The sequence below is a fragment of the Paraglaciecola aestuariivivens genome (genome assembly GCF_052983255.1).
In genome coordinates, this window is sequence record NZ_JBRKBA010000012.1 from 1 (window position 1) to 24066 (window position 24066).

At 40.9% G+C, this 24066-nt stretch carries 22 protein-coding genes; 6 read left to right on the forward strand and 16 right to left on the reverse strand.

The features are described from left to right. Positions 1-223 precede the first annotated feature (223 nt). A complete protein-coding gene (locus ACVCDT_RS14725; protein ID WP_447133553.1) occupies positions 224-661 on the reverse strand; it encodes a netrin-like domain-containing protein in 438 nt (145 codons plus the stop codon). Between the two features lie 759 nt (positions 662-1420). Here ACVCDT_RS14725 and ACVCDT_RS14730 point away from each other — a divergent pair. From ACVCDT_RS14730 to ACVCDT_RS14745, 4 genes are all read left to right on the forward strand, one after another. Then, positions 1421-3991, forward strand: a complete 2571-nt coding sequence (locus tag ACVCDT_RS14730) for a M1 family metallopeptidase (RefSeq protein WP_447133554.1) — start codon at positions 1421-1423, stop codon at positions 3989-3991. A gap of 189 nt (positions 3992-4180) precedes the next feature. Then, entirely contained in the window at positions 4181-6397 is a 2217-nt protein-coding gene (locus ACVCDT_RS14735) for a TonB-dependent receptor family protein (protein WP_447133555.1), read from the forward strand. A 135-nt stretch (positions 6398-6532) separates the two neighbouring features. Further along, the gene (locus ACVCDT_RS14740; RefSeq protein WP_447133556.1) at positions 6533-7225 is read left to right on the forward strand and encodes an aspartate/glutamate racemase family protein; all 693 of its coding nucleotides are present in this window, start codon (positions 6533-6535) and stop codon (positions 7223-7225) included. Positions 7226-7501: 276 nt separating this feature from the next. Further along, positions 7502-7966, forward strand: coding sequence for an Hsp20 family protein (locus ACVCDT_RS14745; RefSeq protein WP_447133557.1), 465 nt, complete (start codon positions 7502-7504; stop codon positions 7964-7966). Positions 7967-8048: 82 nt separating this feature from the next. Here the strand turns inward: ACVCDT_RS14745 and ACVCDT_RS14750 are convergent, their stop codons facing one another. From ACVCDT_RS14750 to nadE, 14 genes are all read right to left on the reverse strand, one after another. Then, a complete protein-coding gene (locus tag ACVCDT_RS14750) occupies positions 8049-8435 on the reverse strand; it encodes an MAPEG family protein (protein ID WP_447133558.1) in 387 nt (128 codons plus the stop codon). A gap of 77 nt (positions 8436-8512) precedes the next feature. Then, the gene (gene adk / locus ACVCDT_RS14755) at positions 8513-9157 is read right to left on the reverse strand and encodes an adenylate kinase (RefSeq protein ID WP_447133559.1); all 645 of its coding nucleotides are present in this window, start codon (positions 9155-9157) and stop codon (positions 8513-8515) included. A 189-nt stretch (positions 9158-9346) separates the two neighbouring features. Continuing rightward, complete coding sequence (htpG, locus tag ACVCDT_RS14760) at positions 9347-11287, reverse strand: molecular chaperone HtpG (protein ID WP_447133560.1); 1941 nt, start codon at positions 11285-11287, stop codon at positions 9347-9349. Positions 11288-11501: 214 nt separating this feature from the next. Further along, the gene (locus ACVCDT_RS14765; RefSeq protein WP_447133561.1) at positions 11502-12173 is read right to left on the reverse strand and encodes a hypothetical protein; all 672 of its coding nucleotides are present in this window, start codon (positions 12171-12173) and stop codon (positions 11502-11504) included. Between the two features lie 141 nt (positions 12174-12314). Further along, a complete protein-coding gene (recR, locus tag ACVCDT_RS14770; RefSeq protein WP_447133562.1) occupies positions 12315-12914 on the reverse strand; it encodes a recombination mediator RecR in 600 nt (199 codons plus the stop codon). Between the two features lie 84 nt (positions 12915-12998). Next, on the reverse strand, positions 12999-13325 hold the full coding sequence (locus ACVCDT_RS14775; protein WP_447133563.1) for a YbaB/EbfC family nucleoid-associated protein: 327 nt from the start codon (positions 13323-13325) through the stop codon (positions 12999-13001). A gap of 40 nt (positions 13326-13365) precedes the next feature. Beyond that, positions 13366-15819: a DNA polymerase III subunit gamma/tau gene (dnaX, locus tag ACVCDT_RS14780; RefSeq protein WP_447133564.1), complete on the reverse strand. Its 2454-nt coding sequence runs from the start codon at positions 15817-15819 to the stop codon at positions 13366-13368. A gap of 9 nt (positions 15820-15828) precedes the next feature. Then, entirely contained in the window at positions 15829-16365 is a 537-nt protein-coding gene (gene apt, locus ACVCDT_RS14785) for an adenine phosphoribosyltransferase (RefSeq protein ID WP_447133565.1), read from the reverse strand. A 49-nt stretch (positions 16366-16414) separates the two neighbouring features. After that, a complete protein-coding gene (locus ACVCDT_RS14790) occupies positions 16415-16537 on the reverse strand; it encodes a hypothetical protein (RefSeq protein ID WP_447133566.1) in 123 nt (40 codons plus the stop codon). A 106-nt stretch (positions 16538-16643) separates the two neighbouring features. After that, complete coding sequence (locus tag ACVCDT_RS14795; protein ID WP_447133567.1) at positions 16644-17387, reverse strand: HvfC family RiPP maturation protein; 744 nt, start codon at positions 17385-17387, stop codon at positions 16644-16646. Beyond that, on the reverse strand, positions 17387-18235 hold the full coding sequence (locus ACVCDT_RS14800) for an HvfB family MNIO-type RiPP peptide maturase (protein WP_447133568.1): 849 nt from the start codon (positions 18233-18235) through the stop codon (positions 17387-17389). The genes ACVCDT_RS14795 and ACVCDT_RS14800 overlap by 1 nt, the downstream gene beginning before the upstream one ends. An 81-nt stretch (positions 18236-18316) precedes the next feature. Next, positions 18317-18916 (reverse strand): HvfA family oxazolone/thioamide-modified RiPP metallophore, encoded by a 600-nt coding sequence (locus tag ACVCDT_RS14805; RefSeq protein WP_447133569.1) that lies wholly within the window; start codon positions 18914-18916, stop codon positions 18317-18319. 177 nt (positions 18917-19093) lie between these two features. Continuing rightward, positions 19094-19432, reverse strand: a complete 339-nt coding sequence (gene glnB / locus ACVCDT_RS14810) for a nitrogen regulatory protein P-II (RefSeq protein ID WP_447133570.1) — start codon at positions 19430-19432, stop codon at positions 19094-19096. 40 nt (positions 19433-19472) lie between these two features. After that, positions 19473-20300, reverse strand: a complete 828-nt coding sequence (nadE, locus tag ACVCDT_RS14815; RefSeq protein WP_447133571.1) for an NAD(+) synthase — start codon at positions 20298-20300, stop codon at positions 19473-19475. Positions 20301-20604: 304 nt separating this feature from the next. Here nadE and ACVCDT_RS14820 point away from each other — a divergent pair, with 304 nt between their 5' ends. Then, positions 20605-21684: a zinc-binding metallopeptidase family protein gene (locus ACVCDT_RS14820; RefSeq protein WP_447133572.1), complete on the forward strand. Its 1080-nt coding sequence runs from the start codon at positions 20605-20607 to the stop codon at positions 21682-21684. Positions 21685-21695: 11 nt separating this feature from the next. Here ACVCDT_RS14820 and ACVCDT_RS14825 read toward each other — a convergent pair whose 3' ends face one another. Next, positions 21696-22439 (reverse strand): proteasome-type protease, encoded by a 744-nt coding sequence (locus ACVCDT_RS14825; protein WP_447133573.1) that lies wholly within the window; start codon positions 22437-22439, stop codon positions 21696-21698. Between the two features lie 170 nt (positions 22440-22609). Between ACVCDT_RS14825 and ACVCDT_RS14830 the strand changes: the two genes are divergently transcribed. Next, a complete protein-coding gene (locus ACVCDT_RS14830) occupies positions 22610-24064 on the forward strand; it encodes a circularly permuted type 2 ATP-grasp protein (RefSeq protein ID WP_447133574.1) in 1455 nt (484 codons plus the stop codon). Positions 24065-24066 lie beyond the last annotated feature (2 nt).

A 24066-nucleotide genomic window follows, 5' to 3' on the forward strand; every position in this document is an offset into this window, starting at 1 on the left:
AACCGACGAATTTACTTGCTTCACTCGATGCGTTAACTCAATTTACTTGGGACAACTATTTAGGCTTACAGGATCAGGCAAGATTATTGCGTTTTACTTGACGTGGGGAGTCATACCAACGCCCGCCTAAGCGGCAATTAATAACGGGCCAAAATAAAGAGCGCAGCGACAATAGCCCATTGTTAATTGTCCGAGCGAACTTGTGAGCGAATTGAGGCACTTGTTATGTGCCAATTTGCTTAGATAAAAAGCGAGTTACTCTGAGTCGCTCAGGTTCATAATAATCTTCACGTTTTTCCATATGAATAGTTGGCCCACAAGAACCAACATACAATCCATTTTCGTCTGGCATGGCGAATACTGCATACTTCACTTTTTCTTTAAATGGAAATCCACATGCCGCAGAGTCCATTCTTGTTGTAACCTTTATTCTTTCAGCCGTCATACCTTTGTAACTCTGCTCTACAACAAATGTAACAGCTTTTAATTTGGTGTACTCAAACCAGCCACTCTCTTTAACTTCAATAGTCGTAATTGATTCGACAGTTCCAGAAAATACGACTGGGTACTCCTTGAAGGCTTCTTCAATATCGTAACCCATACAACTACATGCAATAGAGTGAAATGAAACCAAAGAAAACAAAACTACGAAAATTTTCAACTGAACTCTCCCTGCACATAACAGGTTATTAGTGAGACCTTGCAAGCTATACTACCTTGTAAGGTAGGTGATAACTATGTATCGACGCACTAATAAATATCAAAAAACAATTTGTAAATCATACACTAACAGAAAACAAACTGAACAACATTTGGCTGAATCAGGAGAAGCTTTACCTGTCCAGAAAATTCCCTCGCAACACCGAGTACTGATTACGACTCGGGTGAGCCTGTTGTGCACAAAATAGAATTGTTCAGAACTGATCGCATCGACTGCGCCGATAACACCTTCGTTTTTAGTGGCTCCGCCACTTCCTTACCGCCTTTAAAGTTTCAGCAAAAAATGGCTTATTTTAAGGGCAAATGGCTAGGACGCCGCGCGGGACGCCATTTGAGTAAAATCCGAAGAGAGCGATATTTCACGACAACGTGGTTGCCACCCATAAAATAAGCCGTTTTTTGCGGTTAAAAACTTTAAGCGGCGGCGGCACCTTTTACAAGCCACCCTAGTGCTAATATTAATATAAACGTTAATTCACTGGTGTTGAAGGAGGTTACCGCATACGCGGAAATGATTAAGTGACAAGTAAGAGTGCAAGCAACTGCCAATTATTCCACTTAAAACAAGTCACCTAATTTTAATTTTCAGCTTATTTCATACACATTTTCTAACGATTAAAACATTGCGTTTTTTATTAATTTAATTAATGTGCTGCGGCAAATTTATCCGAATAATAATTAATTAAATCTGGAACAAACAATGAAGCTAAAACATCTGTTTTTAGGCTTGCTGTTGAGCTGTTTATGCTCAATCCATGCATGGGCCAAAGATAGCGCTTACCGACTATCAAATTTTATTAAACCAAGCTTTCAGCAAATCACCTTAAAGGTTGATCCTGATAGTTCTGACTTTAGCGGCCATACCACTATTGCCATAGATATTACTAAAGCCACAAATACTGTGGGATTTTATCAAAAAGCCTTAAACATTCAACGTGCTTATTTAGTGCAAGGTGATGAGGTGATTGATTTAACTGTCACTTCTCATGATTACGATATTCAACATGCTACAGCGCAACGTCAGATCCCGGCTAACCGTTATCAACTTAAAATAGAATTTAATGGAAAGTTTAATACCTCTTCAGACGGTATGTATTTATCAAAATTTGAGGGCTTGAATTATGTCTTCACCCAATTTGAAGACATGTACGCGCGTCAGGCTTTTCCAAGTTTCGATGAGCCTCATTTTAAAATTCCTTATCAAATGACCATTATTTCACCCGAAAAACATACGGTTTTATCTAATACCTTAGTGAATAAACGTACACTAAAAGATGGTTGGCAAACCGTTGAATTTAATAAAACTAAACCTATGCCAACTTATTTAGTGGCTTTAGCCGTAGGTGAGCTTGACGCTTACGACATTCCAAACTTGTCTGTACCAGGCAAAATCTATACCCCTAAAGGTCAGGCTCAGCGTACAAAGTTTGCTGCTAAACATACCGCTGGCATTTTACAAAATTTAGAAGAGTACTTTGGTTCGCCCTACCCTTACGAAAAGCTCGACTTTGTAGCTGTACCTAATTTTACTTTTGGGGCCATGGAAAATGTTGGCCTAGTTACCTATCGCAGTAGCCTTTTATTATTAGAAGACGAGCCTCGTTTGGCCGAGCAAAGCGCTACCTTAAATGTTATCGCCCATGAACTAGCCCATATGTGGTACGGCAATTTAGTGACTATGGCCTGGTGGAATGATCTGTGGTTAAACGAAGCCTTTGCTTCTTGGATGGCCAGTAAAGTGATGATGGACCTCTACCCAGAACAAAACTTTAAAGGGCGAGCAGTTCAAGAAGGCGCTTTTGGTGCTGATGCCAGCCCTACAGTTAAACCCGTGCAAAAAGTAGTGAAAAGCCAATCTGATGTTATGGATGGCCTTGGTCTTAACTACAGTAAAGGTGAATCCATTCTGCAGCTAATAGAATCTTTGGTTGGCGAACAAGCCTTTCAAAAAGCCGTGCAAAGTTATATGAAAAACAATGCTTGGAAAAACGCAGAAGCCAAAGATTTATGGAAGGTATTAGCTAGTGTGGCCGAATTTGATGTGCCGGCTATGATGAAAACCTATTTAGAGCAGCCTGGTTACCCCTTAGTAACTTTTGCTAACAATGGCACCATTAGTCAATCTCGTTATCACTTGCAGGGTGCAAATGTTGAAGAGCAGTTATGGGTGGTACCACTTTCTGTAAGTTATAAAAAACATGGCAAAATTAATCGCAGCCAATTATTTCTAACCGATGCTTCAACAACAGTGACAGAATTAGCCGAAGCCGATTGGATATTCCCCAATGAAAATGCCATGGGTTATATGCGTTGGAAAGTCACTCCTAGCCAATTAACCGCGTTATTGGCCGATGTTTCAGCACTTAATGCGCGTGAAAAAAAGAACCTTTTGTACAACAGTGAGGCGTTATTTTCGGCAGGTGAGCTAGAACTAGAGCAGTTAATGGCTGTCATGAATGTGCTCATTGATGATACAGATCCTATGATTGGTCGCGCTGTGGTTGCAACTATGGGCGACTTTTTATATTTGGTTGATGATAGTAACGAGGCCTTATTTGGCCAATTTGTGGCGAATAAGCTGACGCCTTGGTTTACACGCTTAGGGGTGCAAGACCAAGCTAATGACTCAACCGACACTATTCGATTACGCGGTGCTGTGTATGGCATGTTAAGCCGCTACTCAAACAGCCAACAAGTGCAGAAAATCAGTAGTGAATTAGCCAAGCAATATGTAAAAGATCCTAATAGTGTGCCCAGAAGTCTAGCAACGCGAGCTTTGCGTAACCAAGCGCGCTTTAGTCAACAAGATTGGTTTACCATATTAAGGGATCTTTATATTGCTCATACAGATGCCAATATTCGAGGCACAGTAGGCCGTGCCATGGTATTTACTGACGTACAAAAGGTCACTAAAGCCTTAGATTTTGCGTTGTCTGAGCATGTTAGTCCAGCCAACACTATTAGCAGTATTTATACGGCTAAAAGTGGCCTAGAAGATATGACCCCATTTTACGCTTGGCTTGAACAAAACTTTAACCAGGTTACCCAAAAAATGCCGGCCTATCACTTGGCCCGTATGCCTGAGTACTTTGCTAGCAGCTGTAGCGAAAAAAATATTAAGTTAGCGCAAGACTTTTTTGCCAACAAAAAGTCACAGTTTGAGGGTATGCAACGTAGCTTCGATATTGCTATGCATAATTCACAGCAGTGTGTGACTCTTAAACAAGCTAATCAACAACACTTTAACGCTTATCTAAAAGCCCAAAATTAACCAATCAGCAGTTTAATTGAGATGAATTAAGCCACTTCGCCTTTGCGATGTGGCTTTTTTTTGGGTTTACTAAATGAGAATTAACTTTTTATTGAGAATCATTTGCATTTAGATTTGAGGTTCATTATTATTCTGCCACTTGTTAATTACAGAATAATTATCCACTCAGGATCTAGAGGTAACTGATACATGAACAAAACCCTATTGGCATCAGCAATAGCTTTAATTAGCTTAAACAATCAGGCTATCGCTCACTCTCCTAAAGCCGCAGATGAAACCGTAACTATCTATGGCAGCAGCACTAACGCAGAAGCAGCAACAGGTGCAGCTCAATATATAAGTGAAGATGACTTAGCCAAATTTGTGTATAGCGATATTCAACGTATTATTCGTCAAGTACCTGGGGTTTCTGTTCAAGTAGAAGATGGTTATGGTTTACGCCCAAATATCAGTATCCGTGGTGTAGCCACAGAGCGCAGCGGTAGAATTACTCTATTAGAAGACAACATCTTAATTGCGCCAGCGCCCTACTCTGCGCCATCGGCTTATTATTTTCCTACTGCTGGCAGAATGAGTGCCATTGAAGTGGTGAAAGGCCCAGCAGCAATTACCCAAGGGCCGTACACTATTGGCGGCGCTTTAAATATGGTGTCTACCCCTATTCCTGATTCTCAAGCTGGACAAATCACCTTTGAAGCGGCTCAAGACGCCACCTACAGATTGCATAGCCAATTTGGTGACAAATTAGACAATGGTTTTGGCTATTTAATTGAAGCACACCAATGGCAATCAGACGGTTTTCAACAGATTGATCGTAGCGATAATGATACCGGCTTAGATGTAACCGACATCACAGCTAAATTGGCTTATGCTCCCAAAAACTCTCCGCATAGCCTTGAATTAAAATTACAAACCACTGAACAACAATCAAATCAAAGCTACTTAGGCTTAACCGATAATGACTTTGCCAAAGACAGTACTCGTAGATACGGCCTGTCTGCACTCGACAATATCAGCACTGATCATAGCCAAGTGATTTTGCGCTACGGTTTTAAAATCAATGACAACCTAAACTTTTCAGCCACAGCTTACAACAATGAGCATGAGCGCAATTGGTTTAAAACCGAAGGTATTGATTTTGATGGCAGTGACAATGCCCAAGATTTTGACAGAACCAGTTGGTCAAATGTCATAGATGCGGTTAATAACCAAACTAGCATAGGTAGTTTTGACTCAATCGCATTACAAGGCATTTTAGATGGTAGTGTAGATACCGCCCCAGGCAGCATTCAAATACGCTCAAATGCCCGTGAATATTTTTCACGAGGGGTACAATTTGGTCTTTACTGGGATAAAACCTTAGGTGAAGTGAAACACCAATTAGAAGTGGGGGTACGTTTCCATCAAGACGAAGAAGACCGCTTGCAACGTAACAGTACTTTTCAACAAGTTAACGGCCAATTACTTCGCAATGACTTAGGCGAACTAGGTAACGCTGGCAACCGAGTGCAAGAAGCAGAAGCCCTGGCCATTCATGTGTATGATCGAATTGAGTGGGGCAACTGGGTACTCACTCCGGGTATTCGCTTCGAAGATATTGAGCAAAAGCGTACCCGTTATAATGGTGGTGCAGATCGTACCTTTAGAGATGATCGTGAAAACTCAACTCAAGTGGTTTTACCTGGCTTAGGGGCTTTATATAAGGCTAACGAAAACTGGACAATAGTAGCGGGGGCACATAAAGGTTTCACTGCTCCTAGCAACTCGCCAAATGTACGTGAAGAAAGCGCCATTAACTACGAACTCGGATTTCGTTTTGCCAACAACGACTTTAATGCCGAAGCCATTTACTTCTTAAGTGACTACGACAATTTACTCGGTGAGTGTACTGCCTCTTCTGGCAGCAACTGTGAAATTGGCGATGCCTTTAATGGTGATGCCGCCACAGTGCAAGGCATTGAATTTGTGTTAAAAACCGAGCTAACCCAAATTAATGGGATGAGTGTACCGGTTAATCTGACTTACACTTATATCGACAGCGAATTTGACACAGACATAGCCGATACCGCGTTTTTTGGTGACGTGAGTAAAGGTGACGCTATTCCTTATATTCCTGAAGGACAAGGCCAAGTTTCTGTAGGCTTAGAGGCTCAAGACTGGTCTGCTTATGTTAACGCCGTCTATGTAGACCAAGTGTGTGTTAAAGCCTCTTGTGACGCGTTTGAAACAACAGATGCAAGTTTTACTGTAGATATTAGTGGTAACTATCAAGTTAATAACGAATTAAAGCTTTTTGCAAAAGTGGAAAACATTACAGATGAGCAAGATATTGTGAGCCGTCAGCCCTACGGTGCACGACCGAATAAATCTCGAACCTTATCTGTTGGGGCAAACTATCGTTTTTAATTTGTGATCTATTTGCTGCTCTTACAAGTATCTATTGTAAGTTTTGCATAAACCCTTTGGCCCGCTCTATAGCGGGCTTTTTTTTGGGCTAAATTTAGTTAGTATGGATTTTAACTTTGAACAGGGTAAATCCAGATGAAAACAATAGGCTTGATAGGTGGCATGAGCTGGGAGTCAACGGTCAGTTATTACCAAATGATCAATCAGGGCATTAAAGCGCGTTTAGGTGGGTTACATTCGGCCAAGTTAGTTATGGTAAGTGTAAACTTTGCAGAAATTGAACAACTACAACACCAAGGTAATTGGCAACAAACCGCAGAAATTTTAGCCAAAGCTGCTAGAGCTTTAGAAGCAGCTGGGGCGGATTTTTTCTTAATTTGTACCAATACTATGCATAAAGTAGCCGATCAGGTATGCCAGGCTGTGAGCATTCCATTACTGCATATTGCCGATGCCACAGCGTTGCAGCTAAGCTTAGACAATATTCATAAAGTAGCACTGCTTGGTACCCAATTTACTATGTCTCAAGGGTTTTATAAAAACCGAATTCAAGACAACTTTGACATTGAAGTTATCACCCCAAGCGACCCTGAGCAGCAGCTTATTCATCAAATCATTTATCAAGAGTTATGTTTAGGTCAGGTCAAGCCAGAGTCACGACTCAGTTATTTGAGGATTATCGAAAATTTACAAAAACAAGGCGCCCAAGCCGTAATTTTAGGTTGTACAGAAATAGGCTTATTAATGCAACAAACTCATACCAGCTGCAAACTTTACGACACCACAGCCATTCATGCGGATGCCGCAGTGGCGTTTTCTTTAACTTAATTAAAAAATAAAACATAATAAATTCAAAAAGTTAAAATAATATTTTAAGTTTTTTTAAAATTTGTCTTGAAAAACTATTGGGTAACTACATATCTGTATTGTCGACGCCGAAAGGGTTGACACAAAAACACAAAGAGGTGTTTTTGCCATGCCAAACTTAACAATAAGTAAGCATGTCCCATACTGGGAGGGTGACAAGGAAAGCCATACCCAAACGCCGCCGACCTTTCGGGGCACTTAACATTTTATATTGCTTAATTTATGAGGATATACACTATGCGTAACATCGACTTATCACCTTTATACCGTTCTTTTATTGGCTTTGATCATTTAGCATCTATGATTGATTCGGCCTCAAGAAACGAAAAACAATCATCTTACCCTCCTTACAACATAGAGTTGTTAGCTGAGGACAAATACCGTATCACTATGGCCATAGCCGGCTTTGCCAAAGAAGAAGTCAGTATTGAGGTGCAAGAAAACACCTTAGTTGTAGTGGGCACAAAAGCAGATAAAGACTCAGATAACCAAGAACGTAAGTTTTTACACAAAGGTATCTCTGAGCGCAGCTTTGAACGCAAGTTCCAACTTGGCGATCACGTTAAGGTACTAGCGGCAGACTTAGAGCATGGTTTATTACACGTTGACTTAGAGCGTGTGGTACCTGAATCTAAAAAACCGCGCAAAATCGAGATAGGTGGCAACAACAGCAAATTGATTGAAAATAATCAATCTAGTTAAAAGCCTTAGTCTCCCAAACATGTGTTAATAAAACGGCGCCTAGTGAGCGCCGTTTTTTATGGGTTTATCTTTGCCTTTTGACTTAATACAAAATCAAAATATTCATAATAGATAAGGCAATAAGTGCTAAAAAGGTAAGAGACATGCCTGCCACTCGCTGCCAACTTGGCCCCGCATATCGTCTTAGTGCAAAGGCATGAATAAAACGTCCCGCCAATAACGCCGAACCAGCTAAATGCAAATACAAAGGATCTCCAGCATTCACTTCGGCAACAAATAATAAAATTAAAATCAGAGGCGTATATTCAGTAAAATTGCCATGGGCGCGCATGACTTGTTGTATAGATTTATCTCCACCATCGCCTAAGGCAACGCGGTTGCTTAATCGAGCTCGGATCACAATTACCGAATAATAAAAAAATAAAATACCTAACAGGCCGGCATAAAAGGCTGTAACTGGTGTATGCATAGTGAGTCTCCTATTAATTCATACTCAAAAAAAAGCCCACCAAAATTTGGTGGGCCTATTATCTAGTCATCAATTTTTTAACCTAACAGGCTAGCCAACTGTTGGCTTACCTTGTCTACCCCTTGGGTACCATCAATTTTATGATAAGCACAGTCTCCTGCTTCAGCAGACTGGGTATAATAATTAACTAAAGGCTTAGTTTGTTCATGGTAAATGCCTAAGCGTTTGCGAACAGTATCTTCTTGATCGTCTGGACGAATAGCTAAGTCTTCACCTGTTTCATCATCTTTACCTTCCACTTTAGGCGGATTATATCTTAGGTGATAAACACGACCTGAACCTGGGTGAACTCTACGGCCACTCATACGCTCTACTATCACTTCGTCATCTACATCAAATTCAATCACGTGATCAACTTTAATGCCGGCCTCTTTCATGGCATCAGCTTGTGGAATAGTACGAGGGAAACCATCAAGCAAAAAACCATTGGCACAATCGGCTTGCGAAATACGCTCTTTAACCAAACCAATAATAAGTTCGTCAGACACTAACTTGCCTTCGTCCATAACACGTTTTGCTGCTAAACCTAACTCCGTGCCGGCTTTAATTGCCGCACGCAGCATGTCCCCGGTAGATATCTGTGGGATACCGTACTTACCCATTAAAAATTGAGCTTGCGTACCTTTACCTGCCCCAGGCGCGCCAAGAAGAATAATGCGCATACTGTGTCCTCTACATAAAAACGTGATTAAAAAAAGTAAAGCCGCAACTTTACACACTCCCCTTTAATCTTACAAGAATAATAGCGTTTTGAAGCTTATCTAAACTGTAAACTTTTTGTATTTTAGGGGGTTAAAACAAAAACGGGCATTAAAGCCCGTTTTTAGTTAGTCAATCTAAGGAAAACCTGACTATTTTGCTAATCCAGCTAATAGTTTATTTAGGTTTTGCACAAAGCTTGAAGGATCTTTTAAGCTACCTTGCTCAGATAAAGCCGCTTGGTCAAACAACACACTGGTCAATTGAGCAAACTGTTCTTCATCTTGAACATCGGCTAATAGTTTAATTAACTGATGCTCTGGATTCATCTCAAAATGATACTGAGCCTCAGGTACAGGTTGCCCTGCGGCTTGCATTAGTTTAATCATCTGAGTGGTCATGCCTTGCTCATCTGCAACAATACAAGCTGGAGAGTTGGTTAAACGATGTGTAAATTTCACATCTTTAACTTTGTCACCTAAGACCGTTTTAACTCGTTCAATCAATCCTTCGACTTGCTTTTCTGCCTCTTCTAAGGCTTTTTTGCTTTCTTCGTCTTCTAAGTCACCTAAATCTAAGGCACCGTGAGTGATAGATTGGAAAGTCTTTTCTTCAAACTCAGTAAGATGCGACATCAACCACTCATCAACGCGATCAGCCATTAATAACACTTCGATACCTTTTTTCTTAAAGATTTCTAGGTGCGGGCTAGACTTAGCGGCTTGATAGCTATCAGCAGTGATGTAATAGATTTTTTCTTGTTTTTCTTGCATACGACTAATGTAATCGGCAAGTGAAACCGTTTGTGCATCTGAATCATTATGCGTTGAAGCAAAACGCAGCAAGCCAGCAATTTTGTCTTTATTGGCATGGTCTTCAGCTGGACCTTCTTTTAACACATTACCAAATTCGGCCCAAAATGCTTGATACTTTTCGGCATCGTTTTTAGCAATTTTCTCAAGCATTTGTAACACGCGTTTGGTACAACCTTGACGCATAGCTTGAGTAATTTTGTTGTCTTGCAAAATTTCGCGCGACACATTAAGCGGTAAGTCGTTTGAGTCTAACAAACCTTTCACAAAGCGCAGGTAGGTAGGCAACATTTGCTCAGCATCGTCCATAATAAACACACGCTGAACGTATAACTTTAAGCCGTGCTTTTGGTCACGATTCCATAAATCGAATGGGGCTTTGCTAGGGATATATAACAAGCTAGTGTATTCGGTTTTTCCCTCAACTTTATTGTGCGACCAAGTCATTGGATCACTAAAGTCGTGAGAAATATGCTTGTAAAACTCTTTGTACTCGTCGTCGCTTACATCAGTTTTATCACGTGTCCATAAAGCAGTCGCTTTGTTAACCGACTCCCAATGCGCTGGCACAGCTGGGATTTTTTCCCCTTCTTCGCCATCTGGACCTTTAGGTCCTTCGCGCTCTGGCTGCTCTTCTTTGTACATTTTCACTGGGATACTGATGTGATCAGAGTATTTGCTGACAATCGAGCGTAAACGCCAATCGTCTAAGAATTCTTTTTCTTCTTCTTTAAGGTGCAAAATAATTTCTGTACCACGGTCGGCTTTTTCAATATCGCTAATAGTGAATTCGCCTTCACCAGCAGATTGCCATTGCACACCTTTAGACTTATCGTCACCGGCCGCACGGGTACGAACAATCACGTTATCAGCCACGATAAAGGCCGAATAAAAACCTACACCAAATTGACCGATAAGTTGAGAGTCTTTAGCTTGATCACCCGACAGCTTACCAAAAAACTCTTTAGTACCTGACTTAGCAATAGTGCCTAAGTGCTCAATCACTTCGGCTTTATTCATGCCTATGCCGTTGTCAGCAATAGTTATAGTACCTGCTTCTTTGTCGATACTTAATTTAACATGTAAGTCGCCGTCACCTTCGTAAAGGCTATCGTTTGATAAAGCTTTAAAGCGTAACTTATCCGCCGCGTCAGCTGCGTTTGAAACAAGTTCGCGTAAGAAAATTTCTTTGTTTGAGTAAAGCGAATGGATCATCAATTGAAGTAATTGTTTTACTTCGGTTTGAAATCCATGAGTTTCTTGATGGGCTGCTTCAGCCATAGCCAAGTATCTCCTGAGTTGTGGTTACTAAAATGACGTTTAGGAGATAAGGCCGCTTGTTAACTTTTCAAGGATATTTTTTACTTTTGTGCAAAAATCGCTAATTTAATCTCTAGTTACAGATTGAAATGGCCATATTATTGCCAAAACTAACAAAACATAGGTTAGCGCCTAAAGTTGTGTGCTTATATTTTGCTAACTAAAAAGAATGAGTTTACCTAACATTTTTAGCAAAGTTTTTGGTTTCAAAATAAATACGCTTCATTGAACCACAAAAACTTAGATTGCTAATTAAGGTACTTTCATCTGGCACGAGTTTACCAGTACGAATTGTGGTGATGCAGCTATTGGCATTAAATAACAAAGCAATATGATCAAAACTTGGGGGCTGTTGAATTTGATGAATTAATAGTCTGGCACCTTTGTCTAATTCGACCACATCATAATGTTTTTCTATGCCAGGCTCAGATAGCTCTTCCAGCATTCTAAGGTATTTTTGTTCACTAAAGGTTACCTCAATATCTTCATAAAACAGCGTACCGCCACGTTCAAAATGGCCTAGATAGGCTTCTGCTTTGACCGTTACTTCTTCTCCTCGAATTAACCTTTCTAGGTTAAAAGATTCGGGCTTTAAGCTAACTTGCTCGGCGTCTCGAACCAAAAATAATAATGGGGCATGTTTAGTTTCAATGCGATAAACAATTTGGGCATTGTGCGGTTTATTATAGGTAGGCATGTGCGAGGCGTATAAGCGCGAGCCTTGGTTAAACAACACCATTCCATGCACACCTTCATAGGCGGGATCTAATGGTTTTGCTGGTACCTCTTCTTCTGCATAGGTGCAAAAAGCCGAAACCAACAGCACTATAGCTACCAAATATTTCATAGCTGGTTATCTCCTAGCAAGTCTTAATCATAGATAGTCAATATTAAAGCCTAAGTGATTTTTTAATAATTACTAGTTAACTATTAGGCTAAGTGCAAGCTGCTTTAGGTTTAAGTCGTTCACTTACTTAGTGGCTGAAAATTACAGATCTCTGCGCCCTGAAAAAGCATGAGTTAAGGTATTACCATCAATAAACTCTAACTCACCACCTACTGGCACACCATGGGCTATACGGCTGGCTTTAATTTCTTGAGATTTGCACATTTGGGCAATGTAATGCGCAGTGGCCTCACCTTCTACTGTAGGATTGGTCGCTAAAATCACTTCTTGAATGTGATTATCTGACAATATTTGTGCAAGTTGTTCTAATCCGATATCTGCTGGGCCAATGCCATCTATAGGAGAAAGGTGCCCCATAAGCACAAAATAACGCCCTTTAAATTCTAGCGTTTGCTCGATAGCCAATACGTCTTGGGGTGACTCTACTATACATAGTTGCTGACTTTCTTGACGTTGTGGGTTTGCACAAATTTCACATAAGCGGTTTTCGCAAAAAGTGCGACATTGTTCACAGTGTTTCACATGCTCCATGGCATTGTGTAACACTTGACTTAACTGCAATGCGCCTTGACGATTACGCTCTAATAAATGAAAGGCCATACGTTGCGCACTTTTAGGGCCAACACCTGGCAATATTTTGAAGGCATCGACTAATTCTTTAATTAAAGGGCTAAACTGCATGGCATACCTATTTTAACCTGGAAATGTATGACTGGTCGCTTACCTTATTCAATTTAGCAAGCGACAAGTAATGAGTTGAGTATCTTAGAAGGGCATTTTAAAACCGGGAGGTAAAGGCATACCACCTGTCACATCTGCCATTTTCTCTTTAGTGGTTTCTTGTACTCGTCGTACCCCATCATTAAAGGCTGCGGCCACTAAATCTTCGATCATTTCCTTATCATCTTCCATTAAGCTGGCATCAATATCCACACGTCTTACTGCGTGATTACAGGTCATAGTCACTTTGACTAAACCAGCACCTGCTTCGCCTGTTACTTCGGTTTTGGCTAACTCTTCTTGATTTTTTTGCATGCGCTCTTGCATTTGTTGCGCTTGCTTCATCATGTTGCCCATTCCGCCTTTAAACATATCACTCTCTCTTTTTGCTAATCTGTAAATGTTAGTGCCCTTAGCGGGCTTGAATACTTTGTTCGTCTACTTTGGCGGCAAACTGTTGTTGTAACAGTTGAATGCCAGGATCATTTTTTACCACTTCACATGCATAATCATGGCGAACTTGGTTCACTTTTAATTGCAATGCATAAGGCGTATTAATGGGTTGTCCTAATTCAATTTCAAGTTCAATGGGTGCATTTAACACTTCTGCCAAGGCCATATGTAATTGTTGTTTTGCCGTAGCAGAAATTAGGTGAGATTTACTCTCTAATAAAGTTAAGCTGACCTTATTGTTTTCGCGACTATAAGAAGAATGCAAAGCCAACTGTTTAGTTAAAGCGGTAATTTGCATATCTTCAATAAGCTTACTCCAATCATCGACTTGTTTGGCCTTCACCACTTTTTGCTGATCAGCTAAAAACGCCGGAATAGTTAAGGTCACTTCACCTACATTTTCGTCGTCTAAATGGGCGTTTGGATCAAACTGTTCGGGCTCTGGCTCTGGCTGAGAGTTGGAATTAGCTGCTGGTAACGACTCAAGCTGATGGTTTTTGCTTAGCTCGCTGGCACTTGTCGAGCTATCTTCTGTTGCCCAAGGTGGATTGCTAGTTGAGTCCAAAGGTTCTGAGCTGCCTTGCGGCTGTTCATGGGTATTATTGCTGGTGTCTGCAGAAATTGCCGCTGGCGTTACTTGTGATTCTGATGCTAGTTGGGGCTGAACTTGGGCTTCTTCTGAATTAGCCTCTGCTTGAGCTTCTGCTTCTCTTTGCTGTTTACGGATCGCGGCTAAGTCAAAACTGGCCTTACCTTCAGACTTTTTTACCGATTCGCTGCCCTCCTCTTCAGAACGCGGGGCAGTTTTAAGTTTATTACGAAGTGCAATTAAATCGGCAGTGGATGTTTGAGCAGGAGTCACCGCATCAGAGCCAGCAATATCACTAGCAGGCGCAGCTTGCTCTGTAGTAAATGTCTCAAGATGCTGTGAAACCTCGTCTAGGCCAATGGGCTCTAGCTCATTATAATCAAAGTTTTGATGCCCAAAGTCTTCCGCTTGGCGCAAAATATCTTGTTGTTGAGCAAAAAGTTGCGCTTCATTTTGCGACTCTTCTTGCTCCAATTCTGGCTGTGCCTGGGGCGCAGCTTGAGCGCTCGGTTCAGCATGGACTTTTGGTGCTTCTACTTGAGGAGCTGATGGCGTTTGTTGGGCACTTGTATCATTTTGGATTTGTTGCGCCGGCTCGCCCGTTTCAACTTTGTTTTCTACTGACAATTGAAGGTCTGTTAAAGGCGCAGCAGGGGCTTTTGTAGCTGGTGAAGAATCCGACTGAGTGGTCATTGCCTCTGCGGCAAGAGACGCTATATCCAGTGGCGTTAAGCTTAACCCTTTAGGGCAAAATGCCAACATTCTTAACAGTGTCATTTCAACACCGGTTCTAGCATCAACCGCATGCGGTAAATCTTTTTTGCCGGCTAAGGCAATTTGATATAACAACTGTACATGCTCTGCAGGAACAGCCTTGGCTAGTTGAAAAACCGCGCGCGCAGAAATAGTTTCGAGTTTACAAGCATCAGGCACAAATTGGGTTAAGGCAACTTGATGCAATAAACTCATAATTTCTGCTAGCACTAAGGCAAAGTCTGGCGCTTGCTGTGCCATATGCTCGACTTGCTGCATCACAGTTTCACTGTCTTTTTGCAACACCGCATGCACTAACTTGAGCACCTGATTTTTATCCATCAAGCCCAACATATCGGTTACAACTTGCAAGCTTACTTGCCCATTGCCTTGAGCAATGGCTTGATCTGTCAGGCTTAAAGCATCACGCATACTGCCTTGAGCAGCTCGTGCCAATTGGGCTATAGATGGTTTTTCAAATTGAATTTGTTCTTGCGTTAACACATGCTCAAGTTGTTGAGCAATTTGACTACGCGATAGGGCTTTTAAATTAAATTGTAAGCAGCGTGACAAAATGGTTACAGGCAACTTTTGTGGATCTGTGGTTGCAAGTAAAAACTTAACGTGTGGAGGCGGCTCTTCTAAGGTTTTTAATAAGGCATTAAAGCTGTGTTTAGACAACATATGTACCTCATCTATGAGGTACACCTTATATCGTCCTCTACTCGGCTTATATTGCACATTGTCGAGTAGTTCGCGGGTGTCTTCGACCTTAGTTCGCGAAGCGGCATCGATTTCTAGTAAATCGATAAAATTACCATTTTCAATTTCTTGGCAAGTACTACATTGTCCACAAGGCTTAGCACTTAAGCCTTGTTCACAGTTAAGACTTTTTGAAAAAATCCGGGCAATAGTGGTTTTTCCCACTCCGCGGGTGCCAGTAAACAAATAGGCATGATGTAATCTATTGTTATCAAGGGCATTAGATATGGCAGTGACCACATGTTCTTGTCCAACAAGTTCGCCAAATCGATTTGGGCGCCATTTTCTTGCTAAAACTTGATAACTCATTGTAATTGACTACTCGCCTTCAAAGTCACAAATTGAATAACTGGTGACACCACAGTCCACGAGTTTTTGCTCGCCGCCTAAATCGGGCAGTGAGATTACAAAACCTGCGTGTTCAACTATACCGCCTAAACGTCTGATTAGGTTAGCTGTGGCGATCATAGTGCCACCTGTTGCTAATAAATCATCTAACATCAATACTTTTTCGCCTGGCTTAACCGCATCTTTGTGAATTTCTAAGCAGTCTGTGCCGTATTCAAGCTCGTAACTTTCGCTGATCACTTCACGTGGCAACTTTTTAGGTTTACGTACAGGAATAAAACCAATGCCTAATTCAATGGCTAGTGGCGCTCCAAACAAAAAGCCGCGGGCTTCTGTGCCTGCCACTTTATCAAAGCCCATTGGGGCGTAATGTTTTAATAATAATTCTATGGTAGCTGAGTACGCTTTGTGATCTTCTAAAACAGAGGTCACATCACGAAACATTATCCCTTTTTTAGGATAATCAGGAACGGTTTTAATAACCGATTTAATATATTCGGCGGGCACGAAATTCCCCGTAAATTAACAATTAACTAAATAAAATAAGTTGCTGAAATTAAAGGTAGAAGACAAACCAGCCAAGTATTACATGCATTAATGGCAAAGCTAACAACACACCAACAGCGGCAAAAAAGTAGCCCCAATTAAATGGGTCTTGCAAACTGTTATTATCTTGCATAAGAACACTCCAGACTTAGGGGTAAACACCCTTGTTAAACAACTAAACGAAGGCGCAGATGTTAATCCAAAGTTAGACAAATTGATAGTCTTAAAAGCCCGCTTTATTATGCACCAGCAATCAAAACTTGTTGCTCAAGCAGTTGTTGCAACACTTCTTTTATAGAATCTTGCAGCTGTTTAGGGCTCAATTGAGGCATAGATTCAGCCATTAAGTCATTGAGTTGCATAAGATTCATTTTGCCATTTTGGATAATACTGTTGAGTAAAAAAGCCGAAACCGCATTGAGCAGAGAAAATTGTACTGCGTCTTCTGCGTCTCGGTATACCACTAGGTATATTGGCTCACTTGGTTGGCTGGGTTGAAACTCTTGGCTGATTTGATGCACAGGATACTCATAACTAACTAGGCTAGCCAACTCAGAAAATTGTACCCATTCTATGCCTTGTTCTGGCTGCCAAGGTCGCTGTTGTTGATCCGATTGACGAATACTTACATCTAACTCTAGCCATTCGTAATGCGCCAACTGGGCTAAAAATACGGGATCTGCAGCTTTTAGCTCATAGCTATTGCTAAGGAACTCCACAAACTCTTTACTGATATCCACAAAGAATGGTGAGCGGCACTGGTGTTTTGAGAAAAACTCGCGTCCTAGTCTAAGCCACTCATCTTGGCTATAGATAGATTTTAATACCGGAAAGCCACTGTCTAAAAACCCCATAACATTGTTAAAAAACAATTCTCGGTAAATCTTAAGCCTGCGATCTTCGACTCCCAGTGTAAATTCCTGATTATCTGGATCTTTAAGATGTTGCATAAAAGCATGTTGAATGGTTTTAAAAGATTTCATTAGGCAGATTGTTTAGTAAGTGACGCGGCTTTAACTTGATTTTGTATCTGTCTAATTCTTTCTACTTCTTCAAGAAGCTCAGTTAAGGGAGGAAAATTAAAATCTCGCTCTAACAAAGTAGGAAAGACTCCATGTATTTCATACGCTTTTTGCAATAATTGCCAAACTGGCTCTATCACATCGGCGCCATGGGTATCGACTTTTAGGTCTTCTGCTTCATCATAGTGTCCGGCTATATGCCCATAGACTATTTTACTAGTTGGCATAGCCGCCAAAAATGCTTCTGCATCGTAACTATGATTAATTGAATTTACATAGATATTATTCACATCAAGTAACATTAACGCCCCTGACTCTTGCAGAATCGAAAGGGTAAACTCCTGTTCACTCATTTGCTGGCCGGGCGCCGCGTAATACGACACATTCTCTAATAGCAATGGTCGCTCTAATATATCTTGAACTTGTTTAATTCGCGCCACCACATGTTTTACCGCTTCTTCGGTAAAAGGAATAGGCATTAAGTCATACATATGCCCTTCACCAGAGCAATAACTTAAATGTTCGCTGTAATACAAAATTTGGTGACGATCTAAAAATTGCTTAACTTGTTTTACAAAGTTCACATCTAAGGGCGCTGGGCTGCCAATAGATAAAGACAGTCCGTGACACACAAACTTTGCTTGAGCTGTCATTTGGGCAAGTTGCTTTTGATACTGGCCACCTAAGGGGATCCAGTTTTCGGGCGCCATTTCCCAAAAATCTACAGCTTTAGGCAAACTAGGTAATAACTGATCTAGTAATTCTCGGCGTAACCCCAGACCCACACCCGATAGTTCTTTATTTAACATGAGCCTACTCTGTTAAAACATAAAAGCCGACTTAGGTCGGCTTTTGTACATGGCAAAATATCCATAACCTAAAGATTACCTTTAAGCTTGGCCACCACATTTACCTTCACCACATTTTCCTTCTTTCATGGCTTTGGCTGCATCTTTGGCTTTTTTCATTTTGTCGGCACCACATTTGCCTTCGCCACATTTGCCTTCTTTCATGGCTTTTTTGGCTTTATCTGCACCGCATTTGCCTTCGCCACACTTGCCTTCTTTCATGGCTTTTTTGGCATGCTCAGCACCACATTTACCTTCGCCGCACTTGCCTTCTTTCATGGCTTTTTTGGCATGCTCGGCACCGCATTTACCTTCGCCGCACTTGCCTTCTTTCATAGCTTTTTTGGCATGCTCTGCACCACATTTACCTTCGCCGCACTTTCCTTCTTTCATGGCTTTTTTGGCTTTATCAGCACCGCACTTACCTTCGCCGCACTTACCTTCTTTCATGGCTTTTTTGGCATGCTCGGCACCACATTTACCTTCGCCGCACTTACCTTCTTCAGCTTTTTGCATAAACCCCGATTCTAACGACTGAACGCTAAAAGGATTTTGATTGGCATGAACACCAGCAGAAGCAAGTGAACCTATAACCACAGCACCAAGCGCCGTAGCGATACTATTTTTTTTAATTTGTTGCATGTTTAACGTCCTTACATTAGTTAACCGAAGTCTTAGAGCTAAACTAGGGTTGGATCACACTGTTTTAAATTGCAGTATATTAGACCTAAGCGCTTAGCAATTTATTTCAGTTTTTACTCGAAAGGCATAAATAATCGACCAAAAATGCTTTTTTTGCGCTCAACAACGGTTTAAATTTTAAACAGCCTCTTCGTTTTCTTCACCTGTTCGAATACGTACAACTCGCTCTACGTCTTGAACAAATATTTTACCATCACCAATTTTGCCGGTTCTGGCGGTATTCATTATGGCTTCTAAACAACGATCAACCTGATCATTGGCCACCACCATTTCTACTTTCACTTTAGGCAAAAAATCGACATTGTATTCTGCCCCTCGATACAATTCTGTGTGGCCTTTTTGTCGGCCAAAGCCTTTTACTTCAGTGACTGTCATGCCACTTACGCCTACTTCTGATAAGGCTTCTCGTACATCATCCATTTTAAAAGGTTTAATTACAGCTTCTATTTTTTTCATATTTTTGCTCTCGATATTCTAGCTTAATTGAATTTGGTGACTAATCGTAAATAGTAGGTATAGGTACGCGTTTATGTTGAGTTTTGTTATAGATAGCTAATAACTTAGCGCTAATGTCTGGTGCGACTGCTTTGCCCTCTAAAAAATCATCTATGTCGTCGTAACTCATGCCTAGGGCGACTTCATCGGCCTTTTGTGGCGTTAAACTTTCTAAATCAGCTGTGGGGGCTTTTTCGACTAAGAATGTGGGGGCACCTAAATGTAATGCAATCTGCCGAACCTGGCGTTTATTTAATCCAAATAAGGGGGCTAAATCACAAGCTCCATCCCCATACTTGGTATAAAAACCTGTAATATTTTCTGCAGAATGATCGGTTCCCAACACTAAACCATCTAGCAGCCCCGCCACTTGATATTGGATCACCATACGAGCACGCGCTTTTACATTGCCTTTAACAAAGTCACATTTGCTTGGGTTAGTAGGCAACATGCCAACTTGCTCTAGAGCTTGCTGAGTTTGTTGATCTATGGCATCAGCTCCTGGTTGCACATTCACGGCAATACTTTGACTAGGTTGAATAAAGTCAATGGATGCTTGGGCATCAGCTTCATCTGCTTGCACATTATAAGGCAACCTAACTGCAATAAATTGATAACCAGATCCTTGTTGATTTAATTCGTCCACCGCAATCTGCGCAAGTTTACCTAAGGTGCATGAGTCTATTCCGCCACTAATACCCAATACCAGTGTTTTAAGTCCACTTGTTAATAATTGGTTTTTAATAAAATTTACGCGTCGGCTAATTTCAAAATCCACATCAATCTGTGGCAAAACCTTCATTTCTTCAATCACAGTGTTGGTTTGCATCTTCTCTCTCAAAACTCATAGGCTCTTAATTTAATGGGGCTAAGTATTTGATTTGCAAGCTGAGTTACCAAGTAATACAGCTGCTTCTCCATCCTAGCAAGATGTAAGAGTGAAATTCTATGCTTTAGCATAAAAATCGCCAATTTAATTCGCATTGTATTGCTTAATTTACTCGATAGCCTAGTTAGATTAGGTTGAATTCAAAACTCTATTGCTATTATTTTCAAACACAGCTTTAATTGTTGCCCTTGCTAGTTAGCTAATTCGCCCCTAAAACCATGGTTTTATAGGCAAAGGATCCTTCTTGAAAACATTTACTTGCCAATGTGGCAACACCTTACATTACGTTAATAGCCGATGTATCTCATGTCATTTAGAAATTGGTTTTATTCCTGAGGATGTGCAGCTCAGTGCGTTTACCACTAATCAATATGGTAATTTACAAGCTTCAAGCAATGGTAAAGTTTACCGAAAGTGTAAAAACTACGCTGAGCGAGATGTATGTAATTGGATGATCCCATTTGACGACTCCAGTGAGTTTTGTGATTCATGCAAACTCACTGAAACCATACCTAACTTAGACGAGCCCAATAACTTAACTTTATGGTTTAGAGCTGAGCAAGCCAAACGCCGCTTACTCTATACCTTATTAAATCTAAAGTTACCCGTTGTCAGTCGTGCGGTTGATCCGCAACATGGCTTAGGGTTTGACTTTTTACTGGATCAAACCGAAGACCAATTTGGTAACGAATTAACCATAAAAAACTTTGTCACTACAGGTCATGCAGCTGGGTTAATTACCATCAACCTTAATGAAGCTGACCACAGTAGTAGAATACAAATGCGAGAAAAGATGCAAGAGAGCTATCGCACGCTTTTGGGTCATTTTCGTCATGAATCAGGACATTATTACTGGGATAGGTTAATAGCCAAAAGTGACAAGCTTGAGGAATTCCGCAGATTATTTGGCGATGAACGCTTAGATTATGTGCGTTCAATGCAAAACTATTATGCCAATGGCCCAGATAAAAATTGGCAAAACGTATGGATCAGTGCCTATGCCAGCATGCACCCGTGGGAAGATTGGGCTGAAACTTGGGCCCATTACCTGCACATGGTAGACACCCTAGAAACCGCAAGTGACTTTGATTTTAGTATTTCGGGCAACAAAATTGCTAACCCAACTATGCATGACCAAAGTCGCCATGACCAAATTTATACTGCCAGTAGTTTTACTCATATGTTTAACGACTGGTGTCAGCTCACTAAAGTGTTAAACGCCCTAAATCGAAGTATGGGGTTAGAAGACGCCTACCCCTTTGTTATCTCGATTTCAGCCTTAGATAAACTGCGCTTTGTGCACGAAGTGGTGCTTGACCTTTAAAAATACTCTAGCTATTTAGTCGGTTTTTCCCAATCAAATCTGGGTAATCGACTAAAAGCTTTTTTGAGCCCTTCATTCCAACGCTTTTGGATTGACTTATACATAACACTATTAGTGGTTAATACGCTGTGATAAGGCGCTTCTATTTTACCTTCAGTATGAATAGCCAACTCTATGGGCGGCCCCACCGAAATATTACTGCGGATAGTTGAATCAAGAGAAATCACTGCACACCTTGCGGCATCTTCTAATGAGGTATTTGGGGTGATAAATCTATCTAATACAGGTTTGCCATATTTACTTTCGCCAATTTGTAAATAAGGGGTATCTTGCGAAGTAGTGATAAAATTGCCTTGCGGATAAATTAAAAAAACTTTACTAGCTTGTCCGTCAATTTGCCCACCCAATAAAAAGCTCGACTCATTGCTCGTTTTTGATTTAGCCATGGCATCGGCATGACGACTTTGCTCAATTTGACTTAGTTGGCCAATATACTGCGCTACTTCGTGCAAATATTTACCCTTACTTATATCAAACTTAACATGAGGATCGTCTAAGTCGCGTTTTATTGCATTTATAACCGCTTGCGAGGTGGCTAAACTGCCCGAAGTTAATAGGGTTAATGAGCGATTACCTTCAAACACAAAATTCGTCATTTTGCTGTAAGTGGCTACATAATCAACTCCAGCATTAGTTCGTGAGTCGGATGCCAGCACTAAGCCTTTTTTTAAATTAATCGCTAAACAATAGGTCACGTTTTTTCTCTTTTAAACTGGAATAAGATCCAAAGCATAGGTTTTAATGTCAGCTTAGTATTTTGAAACCAGCGACAAATAAAAACAACTGAAAAATCACAGGATTTCTTTTAATCAAACAAGAGTTACGTATACTGAAACCGCAACTTTTTTGGGTTAACGGAGTACAAATGGCAATTCGTTGGGACAATTATGAAGTGGGTCAGTTTTATGACGAACTGATCAAAAACAAATCTATACCTAGACCCCATGCAAAAGCATTGTGTGACTATTTACATGGACTGACAGATTCCGAAATCAAAGAATACAAAGCGGCGGCAGAGTCGGCTATTCAGGTGATGGGCATTACCTTTAGAGTGTATAACGATGAAGAAGGCTCAATAGACCGCGCATGGCCCTTTGATATAGTGCCCAGATTAATTGAATTAAAAGAATGGCAATATATTGAAAAGGGCTTAAAGCAAAGAGTCAAAGCCTTAAACATGTTTATTGATGATTTGTACAATCAGCAAAACATCATAAAAGATGGCGTTTTTCCAGCTGAGCTACTCAAAAAATCCAAAAACTTTTTGCCTCAATGTAAGGGGTTTAGCCCACCTATGGGCATTTGGGCACATATTTGCGGCTCTGATTTGGTCAGAGATCATAAAGGCGATGTGTATGTATTAGAAGATAACCTAAGAGTGCCATCGGGTGTGTCTTACATGCTTGAAAATCGTCAAGTTATGAAACGGGTGTTTCCTGAAATGTTTGAGCAATACAACATTTTACCTGTTGATAACTACCCTTCTGATTTGTATGACATGTTGGCCAATATGTCGATGCGCGACATTGACGAACCAGAAATAGTGGTGTTAACGCCAGGCATCTACAACTCCGCCTATTTTGAACATGCCTATCTAGCCCAACAAATGGGTGCAGAACTCGTGGTGGGTGACGATCTAATTGTGCAAGACGACAATTGTGTTTATATGCGAACCATAAGTGGGCTAAGCCGAGTTGATGTGATTTATCGTAGAATAGACGATGATTTTCTTGATCCTGAAGTTTTTAATCCTGAGTCAACTTTAGGGGTGCCAGGTTTAATGCGAGCATGGAAAGCTGGCAATGTTGCCCTAGCCAATGCGCCAGGTTCAGGCGTGGCCGATGACAAAGTGGTGTACAGTTTTGTACCGCAAATAATTGAATATTATTTAAATGAAAAAGTGATCCTGCCAAATGTGCCCACCTATCGATGCCATGTCGAAGAAGAGCGGCAGTACGTGTTAGAAAACATCGAACAAATGGTAGTAAAACCGGCCAACGAATCTGGTGGCTATGGCATGTTAATCGGCCCTCACAGCGACAAAAAAGCCCATGACGAATTTCGCGATTTGATAAACAAAGATCCACGAAACTATGTGGCCCAGCCTATGTTATTACTTTCTACAGCTCCCACTATGGTTGACACCAAAGTAGAAGGACGGCACCTAGATTTACGTCCGTTTATTTTAAGTGGTAAACAAACCAAAGTAACCATGGGCGGCTTAACTCGGGTGGCCATGGTAAAAGGCTCAACAGTAGTCAACTCTTCTCAAGGTGGTGGCAGTAAAGACACCTGGATAGTAGACATGGAGGGAGAATAATT